General features: G+C 58.0%; 20 protein-coding genes and 1 pseudogene. 14 read left to right on the top strand and 7 right to left on the bottom strand.

Annotated elements, in window-relative coordinates:
* Positions 1-16 precede the first annotated feature (16 nt).
* From kdpB to kdpE, 4 genes are read left to right on the top strand one after another with little or no spacing between them, the layout of a single operon-like run.
* Complete coding sequence (kdpB, locus tag KHQ26_RS24365) at positions 17-2,065, top strand: potassium-transporting ATPase subunit KdpB (protein WP_004147607.1); 2,049 nt, start codon at positions 17-19, stop codon at positions 2,063-2,065.
* Between the two features lie 10 nt (positions 2,066-2,075).
* A complete protein-coding gene (gene kdpC / locus KHQ26_RS24360) occupies positions 2,076-2,651 on the top strand; it encodes a potassium-transporting ATPase subunit KdpC (protein WP_020803667.1) in 576 nt (191 codons plus the stop codon).
* The gene (kdpD, locus tag KHQ26_RS24355) at positions 2,652-5,339 is read left to right on the top strand and encodes a two-component system sensor histidine kinase KdpD (protein WP_004176863.1); all 2,688 of its coding nucleotides are present in this window, start codon (positions 2,652-2,654) and stop codon (positions 5,337-5,339) included.
* Positions 5,336-6,013: a two-component system response regulator KdpE gene (gene kdpE, locus KHQ26_RS24350; RefSeq protein WP_002894776.1), complete on the top strand. Its 678-nt coding sequence runs from the start codon at positions 5,336-5,338 to the stop codon at positions 6,011-6,013. The genes kdpD and kdpE overlap by 4 nt, the downstream gene beginning before the upstream one ends.
* Here kdpE and KHQ26_RS24345 read toward each other — a convergent pair.
* Genes KHQ26_RS24345 through seqA form a run of 3 tightly spaced genes read right to left on the bottom strand, consistent with a single transcriptional unit; the run spans position 5,995 to position 8,708 of the window.
* Complete coding sequence (locus KHQ26_RS24345) at positions 5,995-6,432, bottom strand: hypothetical protein (RefSeq protein WP_004223677.1); 438 nt, start codon at positions 6,430-6,432, stop codon at positions 5,995-5,997. The genes kdpE and KHQ26_RS24345 overlap by 19 nt on opposite strands.
* A gap of 54 nt (positions 6,433-6,486) precedes the next feature.
* Complete coding sequence (pgm, locus tag KHQ26_RS24340; protein WP_020803672.1) at positions 6,487-8,127, bottom strand: phosphoglucomutase (alpha-D-glucose-1,6-bisphosphate-dependent); 1,641 nt, start codon at positions 8,125-8,127, stop codon at positions 6,487-6,489.
* A gap of 32 nt (positions 8,128-8,159) precedes the next feature.
* Entirely contained in the window at positions 8,160-8,708 is a 549-nt protein-coding gene (seqA, locus tag KHQ26_RS24335; RefSeq protein WP_002894771.1) for a replication initiation negative regulator SeqA, read from the bottom strand.
* 183 nt (positions 8,709-8,891) lie between these two features.
* Here seqA and ybfF point away from each other — a divergent pair, with 183 nt between their 5' ends.
* The 5 genes and pseudogenes from ybfF to KHQ26_RS24310 all read left to right on the top strand — a co-directional run.
* A complete protein-coding gene (ybfF, locus tag KHQ26_RS24330) occupies positions 8,892-9,665 on the top strand; it encodes an esterase (RefSeq protein ID WP_020803666.1) in 774 nt (257 codons plus the stop codon).
* Positions 9,666-9,798: 133 nt separating this feature from the next.
* Complete coding sequence (gene ybfE / locus KHQ26_RS24325; RefSeq protein ID WP_002894767.1) at positions 9,799-10,092, top strand: LexA regulated protein; 294 nt, start codon at positions 9,799-9,801, stop codon at positions 10,090-10,092.
* A gap of 151 nt (positions 10,093-10,243) precedes the next feature.
* Positions 10,244-10,774: a flavodoxin FldA gene (gene fldA / locus KHQ26_RS24320; protein ID WP_002894765.1), complete on the top strand. Its 531-nt coding sequence runs from the start codon at positions 10,244-10,246 to the stop codon at positions 10,772-10,774.
* A gap of 291 nt (positions 10,775-11,065) precedes the next feature.
* Positions 11,066-11,518 (top strand): ferric iron uptake transcriptional regulator, encoded by a 453-nt coding sequence (fur, locus tag KHQ26_RS24315; protein WP_002894761.1) that lies wholly within the window; start codon positions 11,066-11,068, stop codon positions 11,516-11,518.
* Positions 11,519-11,651: 133 nt separating this feature from the next.
* A pseudogene (locus KHQ26_RS24310) lies at positions 11,652-12,077 on the top strand (MFS transporter); the annotation flags it as partial.
* A gap of 57 nt (positions 12,078-12,134) precedes the next feature.
* On the opposite strand, the gene chiQ reads toward KHQ26_RS24310, so the two are convergent.
* Together chiQ and chiP are read right to left on the bottom strand one after the other, a co-directional pair.
* The gene (gene chiQ / locus KHQ26_RS24305; protein ID WP_002894759.1) at positions 12,135-12,467 is read right to left on the bottom strand and encodes a ChiQ/YbfN family lipoprotein; all 333 of its coding nucleotides are present in this window, start codon (positions 12,465-12,467) and stop codon (positions 12,135-12,137) included.
* 47 nt (positions 12,468-12,514) lie between these two features.
* On the bottom strand, positions 12,515-13,918 hold the full coding sequence (gene chiP, locus KHQ26_RS24300) for a chitoporin ChiP (protein ID WP_004152230.1): 1,404 nt from the start codon (positions 13,916-13,918) through the stop codon (positions 12,515-12,517).
* A 229-nt stretch (positions 13,919-14,147) separates the two neighbouring features.
* On the opposite strand from chiP, the gene KHQ26_RS26360 reads away from it, so the two are divergent.
* Positions 14,148-14,300, top strand: coding sequence for a hypothetical protein (locus tag KHQ26_RS26360; RefSeq protein WP_410404544.1), 153 nt, complete (start codon positions 14,148-14,150; stop codon positions 14,298-14,300).
* Positions 14,301-14,353: 53 nt separating this feature from the next.
* Here the strand turns inward: KHQ26_RS26360 and glnS are convergent, their stop codons facing one another.
* A complete protein-coding gene (gene glnS, locus KHQ26_RS24290) occupies positions 14,354-16,021 on the bottom strand; it encodes a glutamine--tRNA ligase (protein ID WP_016529783.1) in 1,668 nt (555 codons plus the stop codon).
* Between the two features lie 178 nt (positions 16,022-16,199).
* Positions 16,200-18,155, bottom strand: coding sequence for a PTS N-acetyl glucosamine transporter subunit IIABC (gene nagE / locus KHQ26_RS24285; protein ID WP_029496977.1), 1,956 nt, complete (start codon positions 18,153-18,155; stop codon positions 16,200-16,202).
* Positions 18,156-18,469: 314 nt separating this feature from the next.
* Between nagE and nagB the strand changes: the two genes are divergently transcribed.
* The 4 genes from nagB (at position 18,470) to KHQ26_RS24265 (ending at position 22,630) form a co-directional block, all read left to right on the top strand.
* Positions 18,470-19,270, top strand: a complete 801-nt coding sequence (gene nagB, locus KHQ26_RS24280) for a glucosamine-6-phosphate deaminase (protein ID WP_002894749.1) — start codon at positions 18,470-18,472, stop codon at positions 19,268-19,270.
* Between the two features lie 113 nt (positions 19,271-19,383).
* Complete coding sequence (nagA, locus tag KHQ26_RS24275) at positions 19,384-20,532, top strand: N-acetylglucosamine-6-phosphate deacetylase (RefSeq protein WP_004223668.1); 1,149 nt, start codon at positions 19,384-19,386, stop codon at positions 20,530-20,532.
* Positions 20,533-20,540: 8 nt separating this feature from the next.
* Positions 20,541-21,761: a DNA-binding transcriptional regulator NagC gene (gene nagC, locus KHQ26_RS24270; protein WP_002894742.1), complete on the top strand. Its 1,221-nt coding sequence runs from the start codon at positions 20,541-20,543 to the stop codon at positions 21,759-21,761.
* A 116-nt stretch (positions 21,762-21,877) separates the two neighbouring features.
* Positions 21,878-22,630, top strand: coding sequence for an HAD-IIA family hydrolase (locus tag KHQ26_RS24265; protein WP_002894738.1), 753 nt, complete (start codon positions 21,878-21,880; stop codon positions 22,628-22,630).
* Positions 22,631-22,832 lie beyond the last annotated feature (202 nt).

Raw genomic sequence — 22,832 nt, 5'->3', positions numbered from 1 at the left:
TGCGGAGCACCCTGTTATGAGTCGCAAACAATTAGCCCTGCTGGAGCCGACGCTGGTGCGCCAGGCGCTGCTGGATGCCGTGAAAAAACTCAGCCCGATGGTGCAATGGCGCAATCCGGTGATGTTTATCGTCTGGGTGGGCAGTCTGTTAACTACCCTGCTGGCGATCGCCATGGCTGGCGGCGCCCTGACCGGTAGCGCCACCTTTACCGCCGCCGTCAGTATCTGGCTGTGGTTTACCGTGCTGTTCGCCAACTTTGCCGAAGCGATGGCGGAAGGCCGCAGCAAAGCCCAGGCCAACAGCCTGAAAGGGGTGAAAAAAACGGCCTTCGCCCGCAAACTGCGCGCCCCGCAGCATGACGCGCCGGTCGACCACGTGCCGGCGGAAGATCTGCGCAAAGGCGACGTGGTGCTGGTGGAAGCCGGGGATATTATCCCCTGCGATGGCGAAGTCATCGAAGGCGGCGCCTCGGTGGATGAAAGCGCCATTACCGGCGAGTCTGCCCCGGTGATCCGTGAATCCGGTGGCGATTTTGCCTCGGTGACCGGCGGGACACGCATTCTCTCCGACTGGCTGGTGATCCGCTGCAGCGTGAACCCGGGAGAAACCTTCCTCGACCGGATGATCGCCATGGTGGAAGGCGCCCAGCGCCGTAAAACGCCGAACGAGATCGCCCTGACGATCCTGCTGATCGCCCTGACGCTGGTGTTCCTGCTGGCCACCGCCACCATCTGGCCCTTCTCGGCGTGGAGCGGCAATGCGGTCAGCGTTACCGTACTGGTCGCCCTGCTGGTGTGCCTGATCCCGACCACCATCGGCGGGCTGCTGTCGGCCATCGGCGTCGCCGGGATGAGCCGTATGCTCGGCGCCAACGTGATCGCCACCAGCGGCCGCGCGGTGGAAGCCGCTGGCGACGTCGATGTCCTGCTGCTGGATAAAACCGGGACCATTACCCTCGGCAACCGCCAGGCTTCCGCCTTCCTGCCGGCTCGCGGCGTGGAAGAGCGAACCCTCGCCGACGCCGCCCAGCTCTCCTCGCTGGCGGATGAAACCCCTGAGGGGCGCAGCATCGTGGTGCTGGCGAAACAGCGCTTTAATCTGCGCGAACGCGATCTGCAGTCGCTGCACGCCACCTTTGTCCCCTTTACCGCGCAAACGCGGATGAGCGGCATCAATATCGATCAGCGCATGATCCGCAAAGGGTCGGTGGACGCCATTCGCCGCCACGTGGAGGCCAACGGCGGCCACTTCCCTGCCGATGTCGATAAACAGGTGGAAGAGGTCGCCCGCCAGGGGGCCACGCCGCTGGTGGTCGCCGAAGGGGAAAAGGTGCTGGGGATTATTGCGCTCAAAGATATCGTCAAAGGCGGCATCAAAGAACGTTTCGCCCAGCTGCGCAAAATGGGCATTAAAACGGTGATGATCACCGGCGATAACCGCCTGACCGCCGCGGCGATCGCCGCCGAGGCCGGCGTCGATGATTTCCTCGCCGAAGCGACGCCGGAAGCCAAGCTGGCGCTGATCCGCCAGTACCAGTCGGAAGGTCGGCTGGTGGCGATGACCGGCGACGGCACCAACGACGCGCCCGCGCTGGCTCAGGCCGACGTGGCGGTAGCCATGAACTCCGGTACCCAGGCGGCGAAGGAAGCGGGCAACATGGTCGACCTGGATTCCAACCCCACCAAGCTGATTGAGGTGGTCCATATCGGCAAACAGATGTTAATGACGCGCGGTTCGCTGACCACCTTCAGTATTGCCAACGACGTGGCGAAATATTTCGCCATTATTCCGGCGGCGTTTGCCGCGGTCTATCCTCAGCTGGCCATGCTGAACGTGATGGGCCTGCATTCGCCCTCATCGGCGATCCTCAGCGCCGTTATCTTCAACGCGCTGATCATCGTCTTTCTGATCCCGCTGGCCCTGAAAGGCGTCAGCTATCGCCCGCTCTCCGCCTCGGCGATGCTGCGCCGCAACCTGTGGATCTACGGCCTCGGCGGTCTGCTGGTGCCCTTTATCGGTATTAAAGCCATCGACCTGCTGCTGACCCTGAGCGGTCTGGTGTGAGGAACAAACTATGTCATTGATTCGTCCGGCACTTGTGCTATTTATTCTGTTAACGCTGCTCACCGGCGGCGTCTATCCTCTGCTTACCACCAGCCTGGGACAATGGTGGTTTAACTCACAGGCCAACGGCTCGCTGATCCGCCTGAACGGTGAAGTGCGCGGCTCGGCGCTGATTGGCCAGAACTTCACCGCCGCAGGCTATTTTCAGGGCCGCCCGTCGGCCACCGCGGAGACGGCGGATAATCCCATGGCCTCTGGCGGCAGCAACCTCGCCGCCAGCAACCCGGCGCTGGATAAAGCGGTGAGCGAGCGCGTGCAGACCCTGCGCGCCGCCAACCCGGACGCCGACCCGCGGGTGCCGGTCGAACTGGTCACCACCTCGGCGAGCGGTCTCGATAACAACCTGACTCCGGCCGCCGCGCTGTGGCAGGTGCCCCGGGTGGCTCAAGCGCGCCAGCTGAGCGTTGAGCAGGTAACCCAGTTGGTGAATCAGGCCACACAAACCCCGCTGCTGAGCTTCCTTGGCCAGCCGGTGGTCAATATACTGCAACTCAATATGGCGCTGGATGCCCTGAAGGATAAGTAAATGAGTGACGAGCCGCTGCGCCCGGACCCTGACCGCCTGCTGCAGCACACCGCCGCCCCGCATCGCGGCAAACTGAAAGTGTTCTTTGGCGCCTGCGCCGGGGTGGGGAAAACCTGGGCGATGCTGGCGGAAGCGCAGCGGCTGCGCGCCCAGGGGCTGGATATTCTGATTGGCGTGGCGGAGACCCACGGCCGTAAAGAGACCGCCGCGATGCTGCAGGGCCTGAGCACTCTGCCGCCGCGGCGGCTTGCCCATCGCGGGCGGTACGTCTATGAGTTCGATCTCGACGCCGCCCTCGCCCGCCGTCCGGCGCTGATTCTGGTGGATGAGCTGGCGCACAGCAATGCGCCAGGCTCCCGCCATCCAAAGCGCTGGCAGGATGTGGATGAACTGCTGGAGGCCGGGATAGATGTTTTCACTACCGTTAACGTCCAGCATCTGGAAAGCCTGAATGACGTCGTCAGCGGGATCACCGGCGTGCAGGTGCGGGAAACGGTTCCCGATCCCTTCTTTGACGCCGCGGACGACGTGGTGCTGGTGGACCTCCCCCCTGACGATCTGCGCCAGCGGCTCAATGAGGGCAAAGTCTACATCGGCGGCCAGGCCGAGCGCGCTATCGAAAACTTTTTCCGCAAGGGCAATCTGATTGCGCTGCGCGAGCTGGCCCTGCGCCGCACCGCCGACCGCGTCGATGAGCAGATGCGCGCCTGGCGCGACCGTCAGGGCCAGGAGAAAGTCTGGCACACCCGCGATGCGATCCTGCTCTGTATCGGGCACAACACCGGCAGCGAAAAGCTGGTGCGCGCCGCCGCCCGGCTCGCCGCCCGCCTGGGCAGCGTCTGGCATGCGGTGTATGTCGAGACCCCTTCCCTGCACCGGCTGCCGGAAGGCCGGCGGCGGGCTATTCTCGCCGCGCTGCGTCTGGCCCAGGAGCTGGGGGCCGAAACCGCCACCCTCTCCGACCCGTCGGAAGAGAAAGCGGTCCTCCACTACGCCCGCGAACATAACCTCGGCAAAATCGTCATCGGCCGCCAAAGCAAGCGCCGCTGGTGGGATCGCAGCGGCTTCGCCGATCGTCTGGCTCGCCATGCGCCGGACCTCGATCTGGTGGTAATCGCCCTCGATGAGAAACCCTTCCCCCTTGCCGCACGCGCCAGCGACAGCCGTCCGGCGCTGGAGAAATGGCGCCTGCAGCTGCAGGGCTGCGCGGTGGCGGTGGCGCTATGCGCCATCATTACCCTGGTGGCCATGCAGTGGTTGATGGCCTTCGAAGCCGCCAACCTGGTGATGCTCTATCTGCTGGGGGTGGTGCTCATCGCCCTGGTCTATGGCCGCTGGCCGTCGGTGCTGGCGACGGTGATCAACGTCATCAGCTTCGATCTCTTTTTTGTCGCCCCGCGCGGGACGCTGGCGGTGTCGGATGTCCAGTATCTGCTCACCTTCGGCGTGATGCTCACCGTAGGCCTGCTTATCGGCAACCTCACCGCCGGCGTACGCTACCAGGCGCGGGTGGCGCGCTACCGTGAACGCCGTACCCGCCATCTGTATGAGATGTCTAAAGCGCTGGCGGTGGGTCGCAGCCAGCAGGATATCGCCACCACCAGCGAGCGGTTTATCGCCTCCACCTTTCAGGCCCGCAGCCAGCTGCTGCTCCCGGACGCCCAGGGAAAACTGCTGCCCTTAACCCACCAGCCAGGGCTGACCCCGTGGGATGATGCCATCGCCCGCTGGAGCTTTGATAAGGGCCAACCTGCCGGCGCCGGCACCGATACCCTGCCCGGCGTGCCGTATCAGATCTTGCCCCTGAAGAGCGCCGCCCGCACCTGGGGACTACTGGTGGTGGAACCGGAGAATCTGCGCCAATTGATGATCCCGGAGCAGCAGCGGCTGCTGGAGACCTTTACCCTGCTGGTGGCCAGCGCCCTGGAGCGCCTCACCCTGACCGCCAGCGAAGAGCAGGCCCGTCTGACCAGCGAGCGGGAAAGCCTGCGTAACTCGCTGCTCGCCGCCCTGTCGCACGATCTGCGTACTCCGCTGACCGTGCTGTTTGGCCAGGCGGAAATTCTGACCCTCGATCTGGCCAGCGAAGGTTCAAAACATGCCCCGCAGGCCAACGAAATCCGCCAGCATGTGCTCAACACCACCCGGCTGGTGAACAACCTGTTGGATATGGCGCGGATCCAGTCCGGCGGCTTTAATCTGCATAAGGAGTGGCTGACGCTGGAGGAAGTGGTCGGCAGCGCGCTGCGCATGCTCGAGCCAAGCCTCGGCGGCCAGCATATTCAGCTGGATTTACCCGATCCCCTCCAGCTGGTGCATGTCGACGGGCCGCTGTTCGAGCGGGTGCTGATCAACCTGCTGGAAAATGCCCATAAGTATGCCGGCGCCCGGGCGAGCATCGGCATTCGCGCCGAGGCGGACGCCCGGCAGCTGTCGCTGGAGGTATGGGATAACGGTCCTGGGATCCCGGCAGGCCAGGAGCAGACTATCTTTGATAAATTCGCCCGCGGCAACAAAGAGTCGGCGATCCCTGGCGTCGGGCTGGGCCTTGCCATCTGTCAGGCCATCGTCGACGTCCACGGCGGGACCATCTCCGCCAGCAACCGGCCCGAGGGCGGCGCCTCATTCCGTGTTACACTGCCGGGAGAAACGCCCCCTGAACTGGAAGAGCTACCTGAGGAATTGTGATTAACGTTCTGATTATCGAAGACGAACACGCTATCCGACGCTTTCTGCGCACCGCGCTGGAAGCCGACGGCATGCGCGTATTTGAAGCGGAAACCCTGCAGCGTGGGCTGATTGAAGCCGCCACCCGTAAGCCCGACCTCGCGATCCTCGATCTCGGCCTGCCGGATGGTGACGGCATTGATTTTATTCGCGACCTGCGTCAGTGGAGCCAGATGCCGATTATCGTCCTGTCAGCGCGTAGCGAAGAGCATGACAAAATTGCCGCCCTGGATGCCGGCGCCGATGACTACTTAAGTAAACCCTTTGGCATCGGCGAGCTGCAGGCCCGCCTGCGCGTCGCGCTGCGTCGCCACGGCGCGGCGCAGGCCGATGAGCCGGTGGTGCGCTTCGCTGACCTGGAGGTCAATATCCCCGCCCGCCGCATCCTGCGCGGCAGCGAAGAGATCCACCTGACGCCTATCGAGTTTCGCCTGCTGGCGGCGCTGTTGAATAATCCCGGCAAAGTGCTTACCCAGCGTCAGCTGCTGAATCAGGTGTGGGGGCCTAACGCCGTGGAGCACAGCCACTATCTGCGGATCTATATGGGTCATCTGCGACAAAAGCTGGAGGCCGATCCGGCACGGCCGCAGCATTTGCTGACCGAAACCGGGATTGGCTATCGCTTTATGCCCTGAATCCCGCCTCTGCAGTACCAGAGGCTGGCGATTTTCAGCCCTTCAGAGAGCAGCAGAAAGCCTGCCAGGATCGCTACATGCCTGATGCCGGCAGCCTGAATCAGCCACAGGCCCAGCGATAGCGAAGGCTGCATAAACAGCAGCCTGAGCGGCGCCTGCCCCCAGGCCAGCCACAGCGCATAGCGGCTCTGGCGGAAAAAAAAGATCATCGATAGCGGGATGCTGATAATCAGCAGAACATTCAGCGGGTACAGCCAGACCGCCGCGGAGCCCCAGGTGTGCAGCAGCTGGAGATAAGCCAGCAGATCGTCGTAAAAAGGGAGGCGGCGGTGGGCAATATTCCACCATAAGAATTGCAGGACGAAAAAGAGATCCATCCACGCCCAGAACAAAAACAGGGACTTCCGTTGTATTTTCATCGCTATCCTTGCGAAAAAAATCAGGCCCGCAAGGGGCCTGATGGTAGTGCGTTGTTAAGCGTTCTTCAGCACTTCGCTGACAATCTCTACCGCTTCTTTTTCAATCAGCTTGCGATGCTCTTCGCCGAGGAAGCTTTCGCAGTAGATCTTGTAGGCGTCTTCGGTGCCTGACGGACGCGCCGCGAACCAGCCGTTGTCGGTCATCACCTTGAGGCCGCCAATCGCCGCCCCGTTGCCCGGCGCCGCGGTCAGACGGGCAGTGATCGGATCCCCCGCCAGGGTGTCAGCGCTGACCATTTCCGGAGAGAGCTTGGACAGCGCCGCTTTCTGCGCGGAGGTCGCGGAAGCCTGCAGACGGTTGTAGCTCGGCGCACCGAAGCGTTCCGCCAGTTCGTTGTAATGCTCCTGCGGGTTTTTCCCGGTCACCGCGGTGATTTCCGCCGCCAGCAGGCACATGATGATGCCGTCTTTATCGGTGGACCACGGCGTGCCGTCGAAGCGCAGGAAGGAGGCCCCGGCGCTCTCTTCGCCGCCGAAGCCGAAGCTGCCGTCGAACAGGCCGTCGACAAACCACTTAAAGCCCACCGGCACTTCCACCAGCTTGCGGCCCAGATCGTTCACCACGCGGTCAATCATCGCGGAGGAGACCAGCGTTTTACCCACCGCCACCTCTTTGCCCCACTGCGGACGATGCTGGAACAGGTAGTTAATCGCTACCGCCAGGTAGTGGTTCGGGTTCATCAACCCCGCCGGGGTGACAATCCCGTGGCGGTCGTAATCCGGGTCGTTAGCAAACGCCAGATCGAACTTATCGCGCAGCGCCAGCAGGCCGGCCATCGCACACTCTGAGGAGCAATCCATGCGGATGGCGCCGTCTTTATCGAGGTGCATAAACCGGAAGGTCTGATCCACCTGATCGTTAACAATGGTCAGATTGAGCTTGTAGTGCTCGCCAATGCGTTTCCAGTATTCGATACCGGACCCGCCCAGCGGATCGACGCCCAGCGTCAGGCCGGCTTTCTGGATCGCGGCCATATCGACGATATCCGCCAGCCCTTCGATGAACGGCTGCACCAGATCCTGTTCTTTAACGTGGCCAGAAGCCAGCGCCGCGTCCAGAGAAATGCGTTTCACGCCCTGCAGGCCCGCGGCCAGCAGTTCGTTGGCGCGGTTTTCCACCACTTTGGTGACGTTGGTATCAGCCGGGCCGCCGTTTGGCGGATTGTACTTGATACCACCATCTTCCGGCGGGTTGTGTGACGGGGTGATCACAATGCCGTCCGCCAGCGGACCGCCTTTTTTGTTATGCACCAGAATCGCGTTGGAGACCGCCGGCGTCGGGGTGAAGCCGTTGTTTTTCTGCACGATCACGTCGACGCCGTTGGCGGTTAACACTTCCAGCACCGAAATAAACGCCGGCTCGGAGAGGGCGTGGGTATCTTTGCCGACATAGCACGGACCGGTGATCCCGTTTTTCGCACGATCTTCCGCAATGGCCTGGGCGATGGCCAGGATATGCGGTTCGTTGAAGTTGTGGCGCGCCGCGCTACCGCGATGGCCAGAGGTGCCGAATTTTACCGCATGCTCCGCATTACCGACTTCAGGCTTCAGCACGTAGTACTGAGCAGTCAGTTGGGCGACGTTAATCAAATCACTCTGTTGCGCAGGCTGCCCCGCACGTTTATCGATTGCCATTGCCTGATCCTTCTGGTGCAAATGTTAAAAAGCTAGATCGTGCCGCAAACCTTTTCAATCAGCTCCGCAGGGAACTGCATCGACTGCATGATGTGCTCAATCATGCTGCATTTACGGCCGGTATTGGTATTGGTGATCACCCACCACGGTGTACCAGGAACCTGTTTCGGTTTGGTCTGATTACCGCTTTTCAGCAGCGTACGCGCATCTTCCGCGAAGTAAACGCGCGTGCGGCCGTGCAGAGACTCGGTGGCCTCGGCAAATGCTTTACTGTCCAGGGAGTAGAGGGTCGTCAACACCAGCATAAAACGGTTCACCGCGCGCTTCTGCTCGGCGTATTCATCAGATAACAGCATCTCGCGCATGGCGCGGACTTTATCTTTCACCGGGTTAGCGGGTTTCACCTCAGCGACAGGCGCTGGCGCCAGCGTCGGCGCGGCTTTGCTGACCGGTGTAGCCGGTTGGGAAACGGCGGAAAATTTTAGCATACGCCGTAAAATGTCGGATGCGCTCTCGCCGATATGCAGAGTGTGGCTGGCAATATAGCGATAGAGTTCATCATCAACTTCAATTGTTTTCATCTTAATCCAGTGCGATATCTTTTCTGAATACAAATCGTTGGGATTATAAGTACAAATCCCAACCGCGGATAGCGTCAAACCAGGATGGCGGTAAAACTCAGAAAACTTCTGGGTCTTGCAGCCGGATGGCAGAATGTCCAACATAATACCCTAACCCGACGGAGCGAAAAAAAGAACTTTGCCATGAAATTAAATAGCCGAGCGCAATCTGCACAGAATCCGCACAACCACTCCCCGATCGTGCTGGTCCACGGTCTGTTTGGCAGCCTGGACAACCTGGGCATCCTCGCCCGCGACCTGATCGCCGACCATGATATTGTGCAGGTCGATATGCGCAACCACGGTTTGTCGCCGCGGTCGCCAGAGATGACCTACCCCACCATGGCGCAGGATCTGCTTGATACGCTCGACGCGCACCAGATCGAGCGCGCCACCTTTATCGGCCATTCGATGGGCGGGAAAGCGGTAATGGCGCTTACCGCCCTGGCGCCTGAACGCATCAGCGGTCTGGTGGCTATCGATATCGCGCCGGTGGATTATCACGTTCGCCGCCATGATGAGATCTTCGCCGCTATCCGCGCCGTCAGCGAATCCGCCGCCAGCACCCGCCAGCAGGCGGCGCAGGTGATGCGCGAGCACCTGCAGGAAGAAGGCGTGATTCAGTTCCTGCTGAAATCATTCGTCGACGGCGACTGGCGCTTCAACGTGCCGGTGCTGTGGGACCAGTATCCGCATATCGTCGGCTGGGAAACCATCCCGGCCTGGCCGCACCCGACGCAGTTTATTCCCGGCGGCAACTCGCCCTATGTGACCGACGCCTACCGCGACGCGCTGCTGGCCCAGTTCCCGCAGGCCCGGGCCCACGTCATCGCCGGCGCCGGACACTGGGTCCATGCCGAGAAACCCGAGGCGGTGTTACGCGCCATCCGCCGCTATCTGACGAGCATCGCCGCCTGATTGGCTAAAATATGCCCGACCGCGCCGCAGAATGCCCGCGGTCGTTGGCGCAGCCGTTCGCCTGATGTATGATGGCGCGCTATCTGCGCCGGCTAGAGCCCGGCAGCTTGTTTCCCCGAAGTCACTCAGAATCATGGCAAAAGAACAAACGGACCGTACGACATTAGATTTGTTCGCAAACGAGCGTCGCCCGGGAAGACCGAAAACCAATCCGCTGTCGCGCGATGAACAACTGCGCATCAACAAACGTAACCAGCTGAAACGCGATAAGGTTCGCGGGCTGAAGCGCGTGGAGTTAAAACTCAACGCCGATGCGGTCGATGCGCTCAACGAGCTGGCGGAAGCGCGTAATATGAGCCGCAGCGATCTCATTGAAGAGATGCTGATGACCCAGTTAACCGCCCTGCGCAGCCAGGGAAAAGTCTAACTTTCCGCGAAAAACCCGCATTCATGTAGCAGAGTGTGCAGTCGGGCGTGATTGCTGTTTCCGCGCCCTTGCCTGTTCTGCTATGATTGCCGTTATCTATGGGCATTGCGTCCCTACCACATCATTTAAGTTTCAAGAGGTTATTTTACTCATGGCGATCATCGGCATCTTTTTTGGCAGCGACACCGGCAACACCGAAAATATTGCAAAAATGATTCAAAAGCAGCTTGGTAAAGATGTTGCTGATGTTCATGACATTGCCAAAAGCAGCAAAGAAGACCTGGAAGCCCACGACATCCTGCTGCTCGGTATCCCGACCTGGTACTACGGTGAAGCGCAGTGTGACTGGGATGACTTCTTCCCGACGCTGGAAGAGATCGACTTCAATGGCAAACTGGTGGCGCTGTTCGGCTGCGGCGACCAGGAAGATTACGCAGAATACTTCTGCGACGCGCTGGGCACCATCCGCGACATCATTGAGCCGCGCGGCGCGACCATCGTCGGTCACTGGCCAACGGCGGGGTATCATTTTGAAGCTTCCAAAGGCCTGGCGGATGACGACCACTTCGTCGGCCTCGCCATCGATGAAGACCGCCAGCCGGAGCTGACCAACGAGCGCGTTGAGAAATGGGTGAAGCAGGTTGCCGAAGAGCTGCACCTCGAAGAAATCAAAAACGCCTGATGATTAAGCGGCGCAATCATTGAGTTGCGCCGCATTAATAGACAAAAGCAATCAAACTAATAGCTACAAGTTTTTAACTTTTAATCACATATCTGTACAATGTCCTCTGATTCTACGAGGCACGTGACGCAGTTTGTAGCTGGTGCCTCGTTTTTGACAGCAAACCAGGCCTGATGCTTGCAGTTTTCATTTACCAGTGGCAGTTCTATAATGAGACGCATTACGTCGGGTTAATTTCTGTATGACTTCCGTTGAAGGAAGTAGATCGTTTAGCAACAGGACAGATTCCGCATGACTGACAACAATACCGCATTAAAGAAGGCTGGCCTGAAAGTCACACTTCCTCGACTAAAAATCCTTGAAGTGCTGCAGGAACCGGATAACCATCATGTCAGTGCGGAAGACTTATATAAACGCCTGATCGACATGGGCGAAGAGATCGGTCTGGCGACCGTTTACCGCGTCCTCAACCAGTTTGATGACGCCGGCATCGTGACTCGTCATAATTTCGAAGGCGGAAAATCCGTTTTCGAACTGACCCAGCAGCATCACCACGATCACCTGATCTGCCTCGACTGCGGCAAAGTGATCGAATTCAGCGACGACTCGATCGAATTACGCCAGCGTGAAATTGCCTCCCGCCACGGCATCCGCCTGACCAACCACAGTTTATATCTGTACGGTCACTGTGCGGAAGGGGATTGCCGCGAGGACGAACACGCCCACGACGCGGTGGAAAAATAATTCCCCGTTTCGCTGAGACTGAAAAGCCAACCTGCCGGTTGGCTTTTTTATGGGCGCCTCTGGCACCCTTCCCGCACACGCCCCTGGGGTGACTTTCCTCATCCCCGCTTTGTCCGGAGAGTTGATATGGAACTTCGCCAGCGGGGCGATCTCTGATCGGATCGGTCGTCGTCCGGTGCTGATGGGCATTACCGTGCTGGCGCTGCTCACCACCTGGCGGGTGATGCACTGGCTCACCGTCGCGCCCGATTTCACCCGTATGACGCTGGTCCTGCTATGGTTCTCGTTCTTCTTTGGCATGTATAACGGCGCGATGGTCGCGGCGCTTACCGAAGTGATGCCGGTACACGTCCGCACCGTGGGCTTTTCGCTGGCCTTTAGTCTCGCTACTGCCATTTTCGGCGACCTGACGCCAGCTATTTCCACCGCCCTGGTCGAGCTCACCGGCGATAAAAGCCCGCCGGGCTGGTGGCTAATGTGCGCCGCGCTGTGCGGATTCATTGCCACCGCGCTACTGTTCGTGCGGCTGAGCCGCGGCTATCAGCCGGCGGAGAGTCAGCGCAAAAAAAACAAACGGGCGGAGATATGCCCCGCCCGTTTGCCGCTGTCGTCTGATTTAATGGGTCGTATTATTGCTGCGGATCTCCTTCCAGATCTGATCGCAGCGCGCTTTCACCGCCTGATCGTTGCCGGTGCGGGTGGCCTGAATACACTGTTGGTAATCCAGGACGCGAACGCTCTCCTGGTTGGCGAACTGCTGGTGCTGTTTATCCTTTTTCAGCACATTCAGTACGCTCTGGCAGGCTTCAATCTTGTCCGGATTCCCTTCCGCCGTATTAATACAGGCGCTATAGGCATCTTTCAGTTTGGTGTCTTCTTTCGGCGCCGGCGACGTGGTGCAGGCCACCAGGCCCGCTGCCATCATGGCAATAAGCAGCATTTTTTTCATTGTCGTTCTCCCAGAGGTGCGGCAGGCTCACGCCCGCCGCGCAGGCATCAGAAAATAGTGAACGGGGCGATAACCATGAACTTCACGTCGCGCTCATCCTGGAAGATGTTGCCGTAGCCGCCGCTCCAGCTCGGAATATCGGAATGGTTGTCGTATTGGGTAAAGTGCAGTTTGAACAGGGTGCCCTTCGCCCGCCCTTCCTGTACGGTATACATTGCATCCAGGCTATAGGCCGACTCTTTCAGGCGATAGTCAGGGTCATAGTACGCATCCGGAGAGGACATTCGGCCCGGCTTCGCATCCCAGGCGTAGACATAAGACGCGCCGAACGCCCAGCCCGGCATATCCCAGTTTTTCATGTCATACATCGCGCCAAAGAAGACCGCTTTTTCGCCGTTGGCGTTAAAGTCGGAGCGGTTATCCCACCAGATATCGAGACGACCATTGGAAGAGGCGTAGGTCGGGGTCATACGCTGCAGGAAGTAGCCCTGCTGGCCATCAGCCTTCACCCAGGTTCCCTCGAGACGCAGATCCAGGACATCCGCCACCTTATAACCAAAGGTTAACGCCTGCAGCCATGCGGTGCCATCATAGATGTCGTTGACCCCGCCGTTGCTGACCTTATCGCGGGTGCCGTAGAACTGGTAGCTGGTGCTCAGCGGCGCGCCGGCGACGTCAAACTTGTAGCTGGCTTTAGCAAAGTACTGATCGATATAGCCCTGAGCCTGACCAAATGCCGCCTCCAGCACCAGGTCATTTTTGAAATCATATTTAGCGCCGACGGAGTGGAGATAATCGACTTTGGTCTTCTTATCGTTCTGATAGAAATCGTCCATCTCGATATGCCATGGCGCTTTATACTCGTTCGTCCACATATAGGAGAAACTTAACGCGCCCGCCGTGCCATAGTCGAAGTTAGCCCCGGCCTCCGCCCCCTGATAGGTACCTGGCATAAAACTCCAGTGCGGGGCCAGCAGAGTCTGGCCGGTTGGCTGGATATAGCCCGCACGTGCCCACGCCGGACCATATTTGAATTTCGCTGCGGCTTTATACAGGCTGATGCCGCTCTTATCGCCGGAATAGTCTTCGTCATAGGCTTTGTTACGTGACGAGAAGGCAATTTCGTTCGGGTGGCCGCTATCGCCGTTCTCCGCCATTTCAATCGCGGTAAACGCGGCAATATCAAGGCCAAACATATCGGCGGCATAGCCGGACTGGAAGTCCAGGTTGGCGTTCCAGGTGGAGTGGGAAAGGTTGGTTTTGTATTTGTCGCCGTCGGTCACATCTTTACGGTCACGCTCACGCTGCCAGTAATAGATACCGCCGGTTAAGGTTGAATCATCGATAAAGCCTGCTGCGCTGGCCTGTGGAGCCACAACCCAGCCCGACATCGCGGTGACGGCGGCAATAGCCAGCGCCAGCGTACTACGTTTGCCACTAAACGTACGCATGTGCATATCCTCTTTGACGTTTTAAAAGGCGAAGACCAGCGGTCAATCGCTAAAAAATAAATAAAACTGCAAAATGTGGGGCGGTAAAAAAGACCGCGAAACCACTGTAGATAGACTATTTTTCGTGACGCGAATTATCAATGTTTTTCGTGAGGCAAAGCTTAAGATTATGACAAAGCGCACATATTTTATGTCGTTTTGTTACAGTCTTATCTCTGATGATTTTGTTATGGAAGTCATTGCAAAATCAGGGAAAAACGCAATCATTGAAAGCGATTACATTGGTTTTTTGTATGTGACAGGAAACATCAGAAGCGCTATTTATTACCGCGCAGAAACAGAATTAATTCGCATCGCGAAAATGAAAAGTTTAATTAGCTGATTCTGAAACAAAAAAAGCGCCGCTGGGAGCGACGCTTTGACAGAAAAGAAATGTTATTCGCCCGCTTTCGCCCAGGTATCACGCAGCCCGACGGTGCGGTTGAACACCAGACTGGTTGCGGTTGCATAGCGGCTGTCGAGGCAGAAATAGCCTTCACGCTCAAACTGGTAAGCTTTACCGGCTTCGGCCTGCGCCAGGCTCGGCTCCGCGTACCCCTGTTTGATCACCAGCGATTCCGGGTTGATCACTGCGAGGAAATCTTCCGCCGCGCCCGGGTTGGGCACGCTGAACAGACGATCGTAGAGACGGATCTCTACCGGCAGCGCATGCGCCGCGCTTACCCAATGGATCACGCCTTTGACCTTGCGGCCGTCGGCCGGGTCTTTGCTCAGGGTGTCGGCATCGTAGGTGCAGAAGATGGTGGTAATATTGCCTTCGGCATCTTTCTCCACGCGTTCCGCTTTGATGACGTAGGCGTTGCGCAGACGCACTTCTTTACCCAGCACCAGACGCTTGTACTGTTTGTTGGCTTCTTCGCGGAAGTCCGCGCGATCGATCCAGATTTCGGCGCTGAACGGCACTTCACGACTGCCCATTTCCGGCTTGTTCGGATGGTTCGGCATCACCACCATTTCGCTTTCGCCCTGCGGATAGTTCTCGATAACCAGTTTCACCGGATCGATCACCGCCATCGCGCGCGGGGCGTTTTCGTTCAGATCTTCACGAATGCAGGACTCCAGCGACGCCATCTCGATGGTATTGTCCTGCTTGGTCACGCCGATGCGCTTGCAGAACTCACGGATGGATTCGGCGGTGTAGCCGCGACGACGCAGACCGGAGATGGTCGGCATACGCGGGTCGTCCCAGCCTTCCACGTGCTTCTCAGTCACCAGCTGGTTCAACTTACGCTTGGACATCACGGTGTATTCGAGATTCAGGCGCGAGAATTCGTACTGACGCGGATGCACCGGGATGCTGATGTTGTCCAGCACCCAATCGTACAGGCGGCGGTTGTCCTGGAACTCCAGGGTACACAGCGAGTGGGTAATGCCTTCCAGCGCATCGCTGATGCAGTGGGTGAAGTCGTACATCGGGTAGATGCACCACTTGTTGCCAGTCTGATGATGCTCAGCGAACTTAATGCGGTACAGCACCGGATCGCGCATCACGATAAACGGCGACGCCATATCGATCTTCGCGCGCAGGCAGGCTTTGCCTTCTTCGAAGCCGCCGCTGCGCATTTTTTCAAACAGCGCCAGGTTCTCTTCCACGCTGCGGTCGCGATACGGGCTGTTTTTACCCGGCGCTTTCAGGGTGCCGCGGTATTCGCGAATTTCATCAGGAGAGAGTTCATCAACATAGGCCAGACCTTTGTTGATCAGCTCAACCGCATACTGATGCAGCTGATCGAAATAATCAGACGAGTAGCATACGTCCCCGGACCAGTGGAAACCTAACCACTGCACGTCGTTTTTAATCGACTCAACGTATTCGATATCTTCTTTCACCGGGTTGGTGTCATCGAAACGCAGGTTGCATTGGCCCTGATAATCCTGGGCGATGCCGAAGTTCAGGCAGATGGATTTTGCATGGCCAATGTGCAGATAACCGTTCGGCTCCGGCGGGAAGCGAGTGTGAACGGTGGTATGTTTACCGGTAGCCAGATCTTCATCAATAATCTGACGGATAAAGTTAGTCGGGCGGGCTTCTGCCTCACTCATCACGGGTTCCTCAAAGCGTAAACAACGTATAACGGCACATGATCTTACAAGCAGGGCGTAGTGACAACTATTAGTTACGTAAAATAGGTATCAGAAGAGGATTATGGGGCCGATTGCTGGAAAAAAAAGCGGCGAAGGTTTCCCTTCGCCGCTGAGGCAAAAACTCGACTCAGGAGCCTTACTTGCCTTTAATCTCATACAGCGGCGTCTGGCCAGCAACGACCTTACCGCTCGCCAGTATCACCAGCGCGCTGTAGTCATCGCTGTTGCTGCAGACGACCGGACTGATCATTGAGCGCGCGTTGGCGTTGAGGAAGTCCAGATCCATTTCCAGAATCGGCTCACCCGCCTTCACGTCCGTGCCCTCTTCAACCAGACGTTTGAAGCCCTTGCCTTCCAGCGCCACGGTGTCGATACCCATGTGAACGACGATTTCCGCACCGTTGTTGGTTTCGAGGCAGAACGCGTGGTTAGTGTTGAAAATTTTCACCACGGTACCGGCGGCCGGGGCCACCACGATGTTGCTGGTCGGTTTCACCGCGATCCCGTCGCCAACGGCTTTGCTGGCGAAGGCTTCGTCCGGCACCTGCTCAAGGGTCACCACGTCACCGGTAATCGGCGAAACCAGCGACTCAACGGTCTTCGCGTTCGCTACCGCCTGCGGTTTAGCCGCGGGCGCTGCGGTGGCGACGTTGCCAGCCGGTGCGGCTGCCGCTGCCGCTACCGGGCCGCGGGTAACCACTTTTTTCATCTCATCGCCGATAGACTCTGCTTTCGCACCGACGATAACCTGGATGGTTTGCTTATTCAGTTTCACCACCCCGGACGCGCCGAGACGTTTACAGGCGGCGTCGTTCACCTTCGCCGAATCGCCCACGGTCAGACGCAGACGGGTGATACAGGCGTCAATGGCTTTCAGGTTGTCCGTTCCGCCCACCGCGGCGATATAGCTGGTCGCCAGCTGGGTCAGCCCCTCTTCAGTGTTGCTGTTGGCTTCTTCCGTTACCACGTCAGCGGCTTTGTCTTCACGACCCGGCGTTTTCAGGTTGAACATGCGGATCACCGCGCTGAACAGCAGGAAGTAGACGAAGAAGAACACCACGCCCATCACCAGCAGCATCCAGACGTTTTTGCTGGCGGCCGGCAGGCTGTACATCAGCACGTAGTCAATTGCACCTGCGGAGAAGGAGAAGCCCGCATGGATCCCGAGCGCCGTTGCGATGAACAGGCTGATACCGGTCAGCACCGCATGCAGGAGGTACAGCAGCGGAGCCAGGAACATGAACAGGAATTCCAGCGGCTCGGTTACCCCGGTCAGGAACGCGGTGATGGCCACGGACAGCAGCATACCGCCTACCATCGGACGACGCGCTTTCGGCGCCGCCAGATACATCGCCAGCGCCGCACCCGGCAGACCAAACATCATGATTGGGAAGAAGCCGGACATGAACATCCCCGCGGTGCCGTCGCCGGCGTAGAAGCGGTTGATGTCGCCGTGGAACACAGCGCCAGCGGCGTTAGTGAACTCACCAATCTGGAACCAGGCGATGGTGTTCAGCACCTGATGCAGACCGGTTGGGATCAGCAGACGGTTGATGAAACCAAAGATACCGGAACCCAGCGCCCCTGCGGAGACGATCCATTCGCCGCCAGAGTGGATAGCGTGCTGCACCGGCGGCCAGACGTAGCCGAAGATCGCCGCGAGGATCAGACAGAAGAAGCCGGTGGCGATCGGCACGAAGCGTTTGCCGCCGAAGAAGCTCAGGAAGTCCGGCAGCTTGATGCCGGCCCAGCGGTTGTATACCGCCCCTGCCACCAGACCGGTAATGATACCGGCCAGCACGCCCATATTGATTTCCGGATTGATGGTGACCATCGCTTTGGTCATCACGAAATACCCTACCGCACCGGCCAGCGCCGCAGAACCGGCGTTATCCTTAGACCAGCTTGATGCCACACCAATTGCGAAGATCAGCGCCAGATTATCGAAGATCGCCCCACCCGCTTGCGCGATGAAGGGTACATTTAACAGGTCTGGTTGCCCGAAACGCAGCAGCAATGCCGCGACCGGCAGCACTGCGATAGGGAGCTGCAACGCCCTACCCAGTCGCTGAAAGAAACCTAAAATATTCATCTTATTCCCCCTATGAGACCCCGATGAGGCTCATTTCAAAGCCACTTTTTTATTGTGTAACAAGGTCGGTTTTATCACTTACCGGCAAAGTGTGTGAAAAATTAATTCGTATCGCAAATTAAACGGGTATTTTTTGTGATAATTATCACCAAATATCGTATTCCCTCCTCCCTTGCACTGGCTAACAACGAAAACTTATTTTATCATTCAAAAAATCAACACGGATTGACCCCGGTCGGCGCAGTTGCTGCAATACTCTCCTTAGAGTGCTGGCGCCAATCCGCCAGAATCTACTTTGACTATAGAGGTGAAGAATGAGACTGATTCCCCTGGTAACCGCTGAGCAGGTCGGTAAATGGGCTGCCCGCCATATCGTTAACCGCATTAATGCATTTAAACCAACCGCGGACCGTCCGTTCGTCCTGGGTCTGCCAACCGGTGGTACCCCGCTGACCGCCTACAAGGCGCTGGTTGAAATGCATAAAGCAGGCCAGGTTAGCTTCAAGCACGTCGTCACCTTTAACATGGATGAATACGTTGGCCTGCCGAAAGAGCATCCGGAAAGCTATCATAGCTTTATGCACCGTAATTTCTTTGACCACGTTGATATTCCGGCAGAAAATATCAACCTGCTGAATGGTAACGCGCCGGACATCGATGCGGAATGCCGTCGCTATGAAGAAAAAATTCGTTCCTACGGTAAAATCCACCTGTTCATGGGCGGCGTGGGCAACGATGGTCATATCGCGTTTAACGAACCGGCCTCTTCTCTGGCGTCCCGCACCCGTATTAAGACCCTGACCCATGAAACCCGCGTAGCGAACTCCCGCTTCTTCGACGGCGATGTGGATCTGGTGCCGAAATATGCGCTGACCGTCGGCGTGGGCACCCTGCTGGACGCAGAAGAAGTGATGATTCTGGTGCTGGGTCATCAGAAAGCGCTGGCGCTGCAGGCGGCGGTAGAAGGTAACGTCAACCACATGTGGACCATTACCTGTCTGCAGCTGCATCCGAAGGCGGTGATCGTCTGCGACGAACCGTCCACCATGGAGCTGAAAGTGAAGACGCTGAAATATTTCAACGAATTAGAAGCTGAAAATATTAAAGGTCTGTAATGTAGTCCTTCCCGCGCCCTGGCGCGGGATCATCTTTTTCTTTGTACGCACCATCATGCCGGCGGCAAACGAACGAACGCTGACCTGATGAGGCGTATATACCGGGGGTCGTAATGTATGCATTAACCCAGGGCCGGGTTTATACCGGTCATGAAATTCTCGATGACCATGCGGTTGTTATCGCTGATGGCTTTATCGAACGTCTTTGTCCGCTGGCAGATTTGCCGTCTGACATCGAGCAGCGCTCAGTCAACGGCGCAATAATCGCCCCCGGTTTTATCGACGTCCAGCTCAACGGCTGCGGTGGCGTGCAGTTTAACGACAGCCCAGAGGCGGTCACTGTCGAAACGCTGGAGATCATGCAGAAGGCCAACGAACGCTCAGGCTGCACCAGCTTCCTGCCGACGCTGATTACCTCCAGCGACGATCTGATGAAGCAAGGCGTGCGCGTGATGCGCGAATATCTGCAAAAACATCCGAACCAGGCGCTGGGCCTGCATCTCGAAGGGCCGTGGCTGAATATCGTTAAGAAAGGCACCCACAATCCGGACTACGTGCGTAAACCGGACGCGGCGCTGGTCGATTTCCTGTGCGACAACGCCGATGTGATCACCAAAGTGACCCTCGCCCCTGAGCGCGTTGAGCCAGAAGTGATCCGCAAACTGGTCGCCGCCGGGATCGTTGTCTCCGCGGGCCACTCCAACGCTACGCTGAAAGAGGCGAAAGTCGGCTTCCGCGCGGGCATTACCTTCGCCACCCACCTGTATAATGCGATGCCGTACATTACCGGCCGCGAACCGGGTCTTGCCGGGGCGATTTTTGACGAGCCGGATGTCTACTGCGGTATCATCGTCGACGGGATGCACGTCGATTACGCCAACGTGCGCAACGCCAAGCGCCTGAAAGGCGACAAGCTGTGCCTGGTCACCGACGCCACCGCGCCGGCGGGGGCGAATATTGACCAGTTCATTTTTGCCGGGAAAACAATATACTACCGCAATGGGCTGTGCGTAGATGAAAACGGCACCCTCAGCGGATCTTCGCTGACCATGATTGAAGGGGTGCGTAATCTGGTTGAGCATTGCGGCGTGGCACTGGACGAAGTATTGCGCATGGCGACGCTCTATCCTGCGCGCGCTATCGGCGTGGACAAGCAGCTCGGCAGCATTGCGCCGGGCATGGTCGCTAACCTGACCGCCTTTACACGCGATTATAAAATCACCAAGACCATCGTTAATGGTAACGAGGTCGTCACTGAGTAAGTAAAAGTATGACAGCAGGCGGACAAGCTCAAATTGGTAACGTTGACCTCGTAAAACAACTGAACAGCGCGGCCGTGTACCGCCTGATTGACCAGCATGGGCCCATCTCGCGCATTCAGATAGCCGAACAAAGCCAGCTTGCCCCTGCCAGCGTGACCAAAATCACGCGTCAGCTTATTGAGCGCGGCCTGATCAAAGAAGTCGATCAGCAGGCCTCCACCGGTGGCCGCCGCGCTATCTCTATCATCGCAGAAACTCGCAACTTCAACGCCATCGGCGTGCGGCTTGGCCGCTATGACGCCACTCTGACCCTGTATGATTTAAGCAGCAAGACCCTGGAAGAGGAGCACTTCCCGCTGCCCGAGCGCACCCAGGAAACGCTGGAACACGCCCTGCTGAATATCATCGCCACCTTTATCGAAAACTGTCAGCGCAAAATTCGCGAGCTGATCGCTATCTCAGTGATCCTGCCGGGCCTCGTCGACCCGGAAAGCGGCGTGATCCGCTATATGCCGCACATTGCGGTGGAAAACTGGGGCCTGGTCGGGGCGCTGGAGAAACGCTTCAATGTTACCTGCTTTGTTGGCCACGATATCCGCAGCCTGGCGCTGGCCGAGCACTATTTTGGCGCAAGCCAGGATTGCGAAGACTCCATTCTGGTGCGCGTGCACCGCGGTACCGGGGCGGGGATTATCTCCAACGGGCGCATTTTTATCGGCCGCAACGGCAACGTCGGCGAAATTGGCCATATTCAGGTCGACCCGCTGGGCGAACGCTGCCACTGCGGCAACTTCGGCTGTCTGGAGACCGTCGCGGCCAATGCCGCCATTGAACAGCGGGTTCGCCACCTGCTGGAGCAGGGCTACCAGAGCCGTCTGACGCCGGATGACTGCACGATCAAAACTATCTGCAAAGCGGCCAACAAGGGCGATGCCCTGGCCTGCGAGGTGATTGAGTACGTGGGGCGCCACCTCGGGAAAACGATCGCCATCGCCATTAACCTGTTCAACCCACAAAAAATCGTCGTCGCCGGCGAAATAGTGGAAGCTGAAAAGGTCCTTCTTCCGGCCATCGAAGGCTGCATTAACGCCCAGGCGCTTAAGGCGTTTCGTAAGAACCTGCCGGTGGTGCGCTCCACCCTCGATCACCGCTCTGCAATCGGCGCCTTCGCGCTGGTCAAACGCGCCATGCTCAATGGCACGCTGCTGCAGCGTTTGCTTGAGAGCTAATCGCCCCTTTTCTGATAGCGCGTCACCTTGATACGGGCGGGCCTCGCCCGTCAGAGGTGTGAAACCTCATCGATGACGCGTATAGTTTCGTCTTTGTTAATGATTCTGGACCCACCATGACCATTCAAAACATAATTTGTGATATTGACGGCGTACTGATGCACGATAACGTCGCCGTTCCCGGCGCAGCCGAGTTTATCAAGCGCATCCTCGATAAAGGCATGCCGCTGGTAATGCTGACCAACTACCCGTCGCAAACCGGCCAGGATCTGGCGAACCGTTTCGCCACCGCTGGAATTGATGTTCCGGATAGCGCCTTTTACACCTCAGCGATGGCCACCGCCGATTTTCTGCGTCGCCAGGAAGGCAAAAAAGCCTACGTGGTGGGAGAAGGGGCGCTGATCCACGAGCTGTACAAAGCCGGCTTTACCATTACCGATGTGAACCCGGATTTTGTCATCGTCGGAGAAACTCGCTCCTTTAACTGGGAAATGATGCATAAGGCCGCCTTCTTCGTCGCCAACGGCGCCCGCTTCATTGCCACTAACCCGGATACGCACGGTCGCGGCTTCTACCCTGCCTGCGGCGCGCTGTGCGCCGGGATCGAGAAGATCTCCGGCCGTAAGCCGTTTTACGTCGGCAAACCCAGCCCGTGGATCATCCGTTCAGCGCTGAATAAAATGCAGGCTCACTCCGAGCAGACGGTGATCGTCGGCGATAACCTGCGCACCGATATACTGGCCGGTTTCCAGGCGGGGCTGGAGACTATTTTGGTGCTCTCCGGCGTCTCCACCCTCGACGACATCGACAGCATGCCGTTCCGCCCGTCGTGGATTTACCCTTCCGTCGCGGAAATCGATATTTTCTGATGCCAACCACGTCGCAGGACGTGGTTTTTCATTTCTAGCGGCCATCAGAATTACCCCATCTAATAAAAACGGCCTATAAATACGAATTCCTCAATAAAGCCGTTCAAAAGATACTCTTTTTTCACTGTTCAACAATCACGGTTGCGTTTTTTCTTTTTCCGGCCGCAAAACCCTTGCGCCTGCTCCCCCTTTACGGCATTTT

The sequence above is a fragment of the Klebsiella sp. 10 genome, assembly GCF_018223925.1.
In the GTDB taxonomy this organism is placed as follows: Bacteria; Pseudomonadota; Gammaproteobacteria; order Enterobacterales; family Enterobacteriaceae; genus Klebsiella; species Klebsiella pneumoniae.
This window is presented reverse-complemented; position numbering and strand designations above follow the sequence as displayed.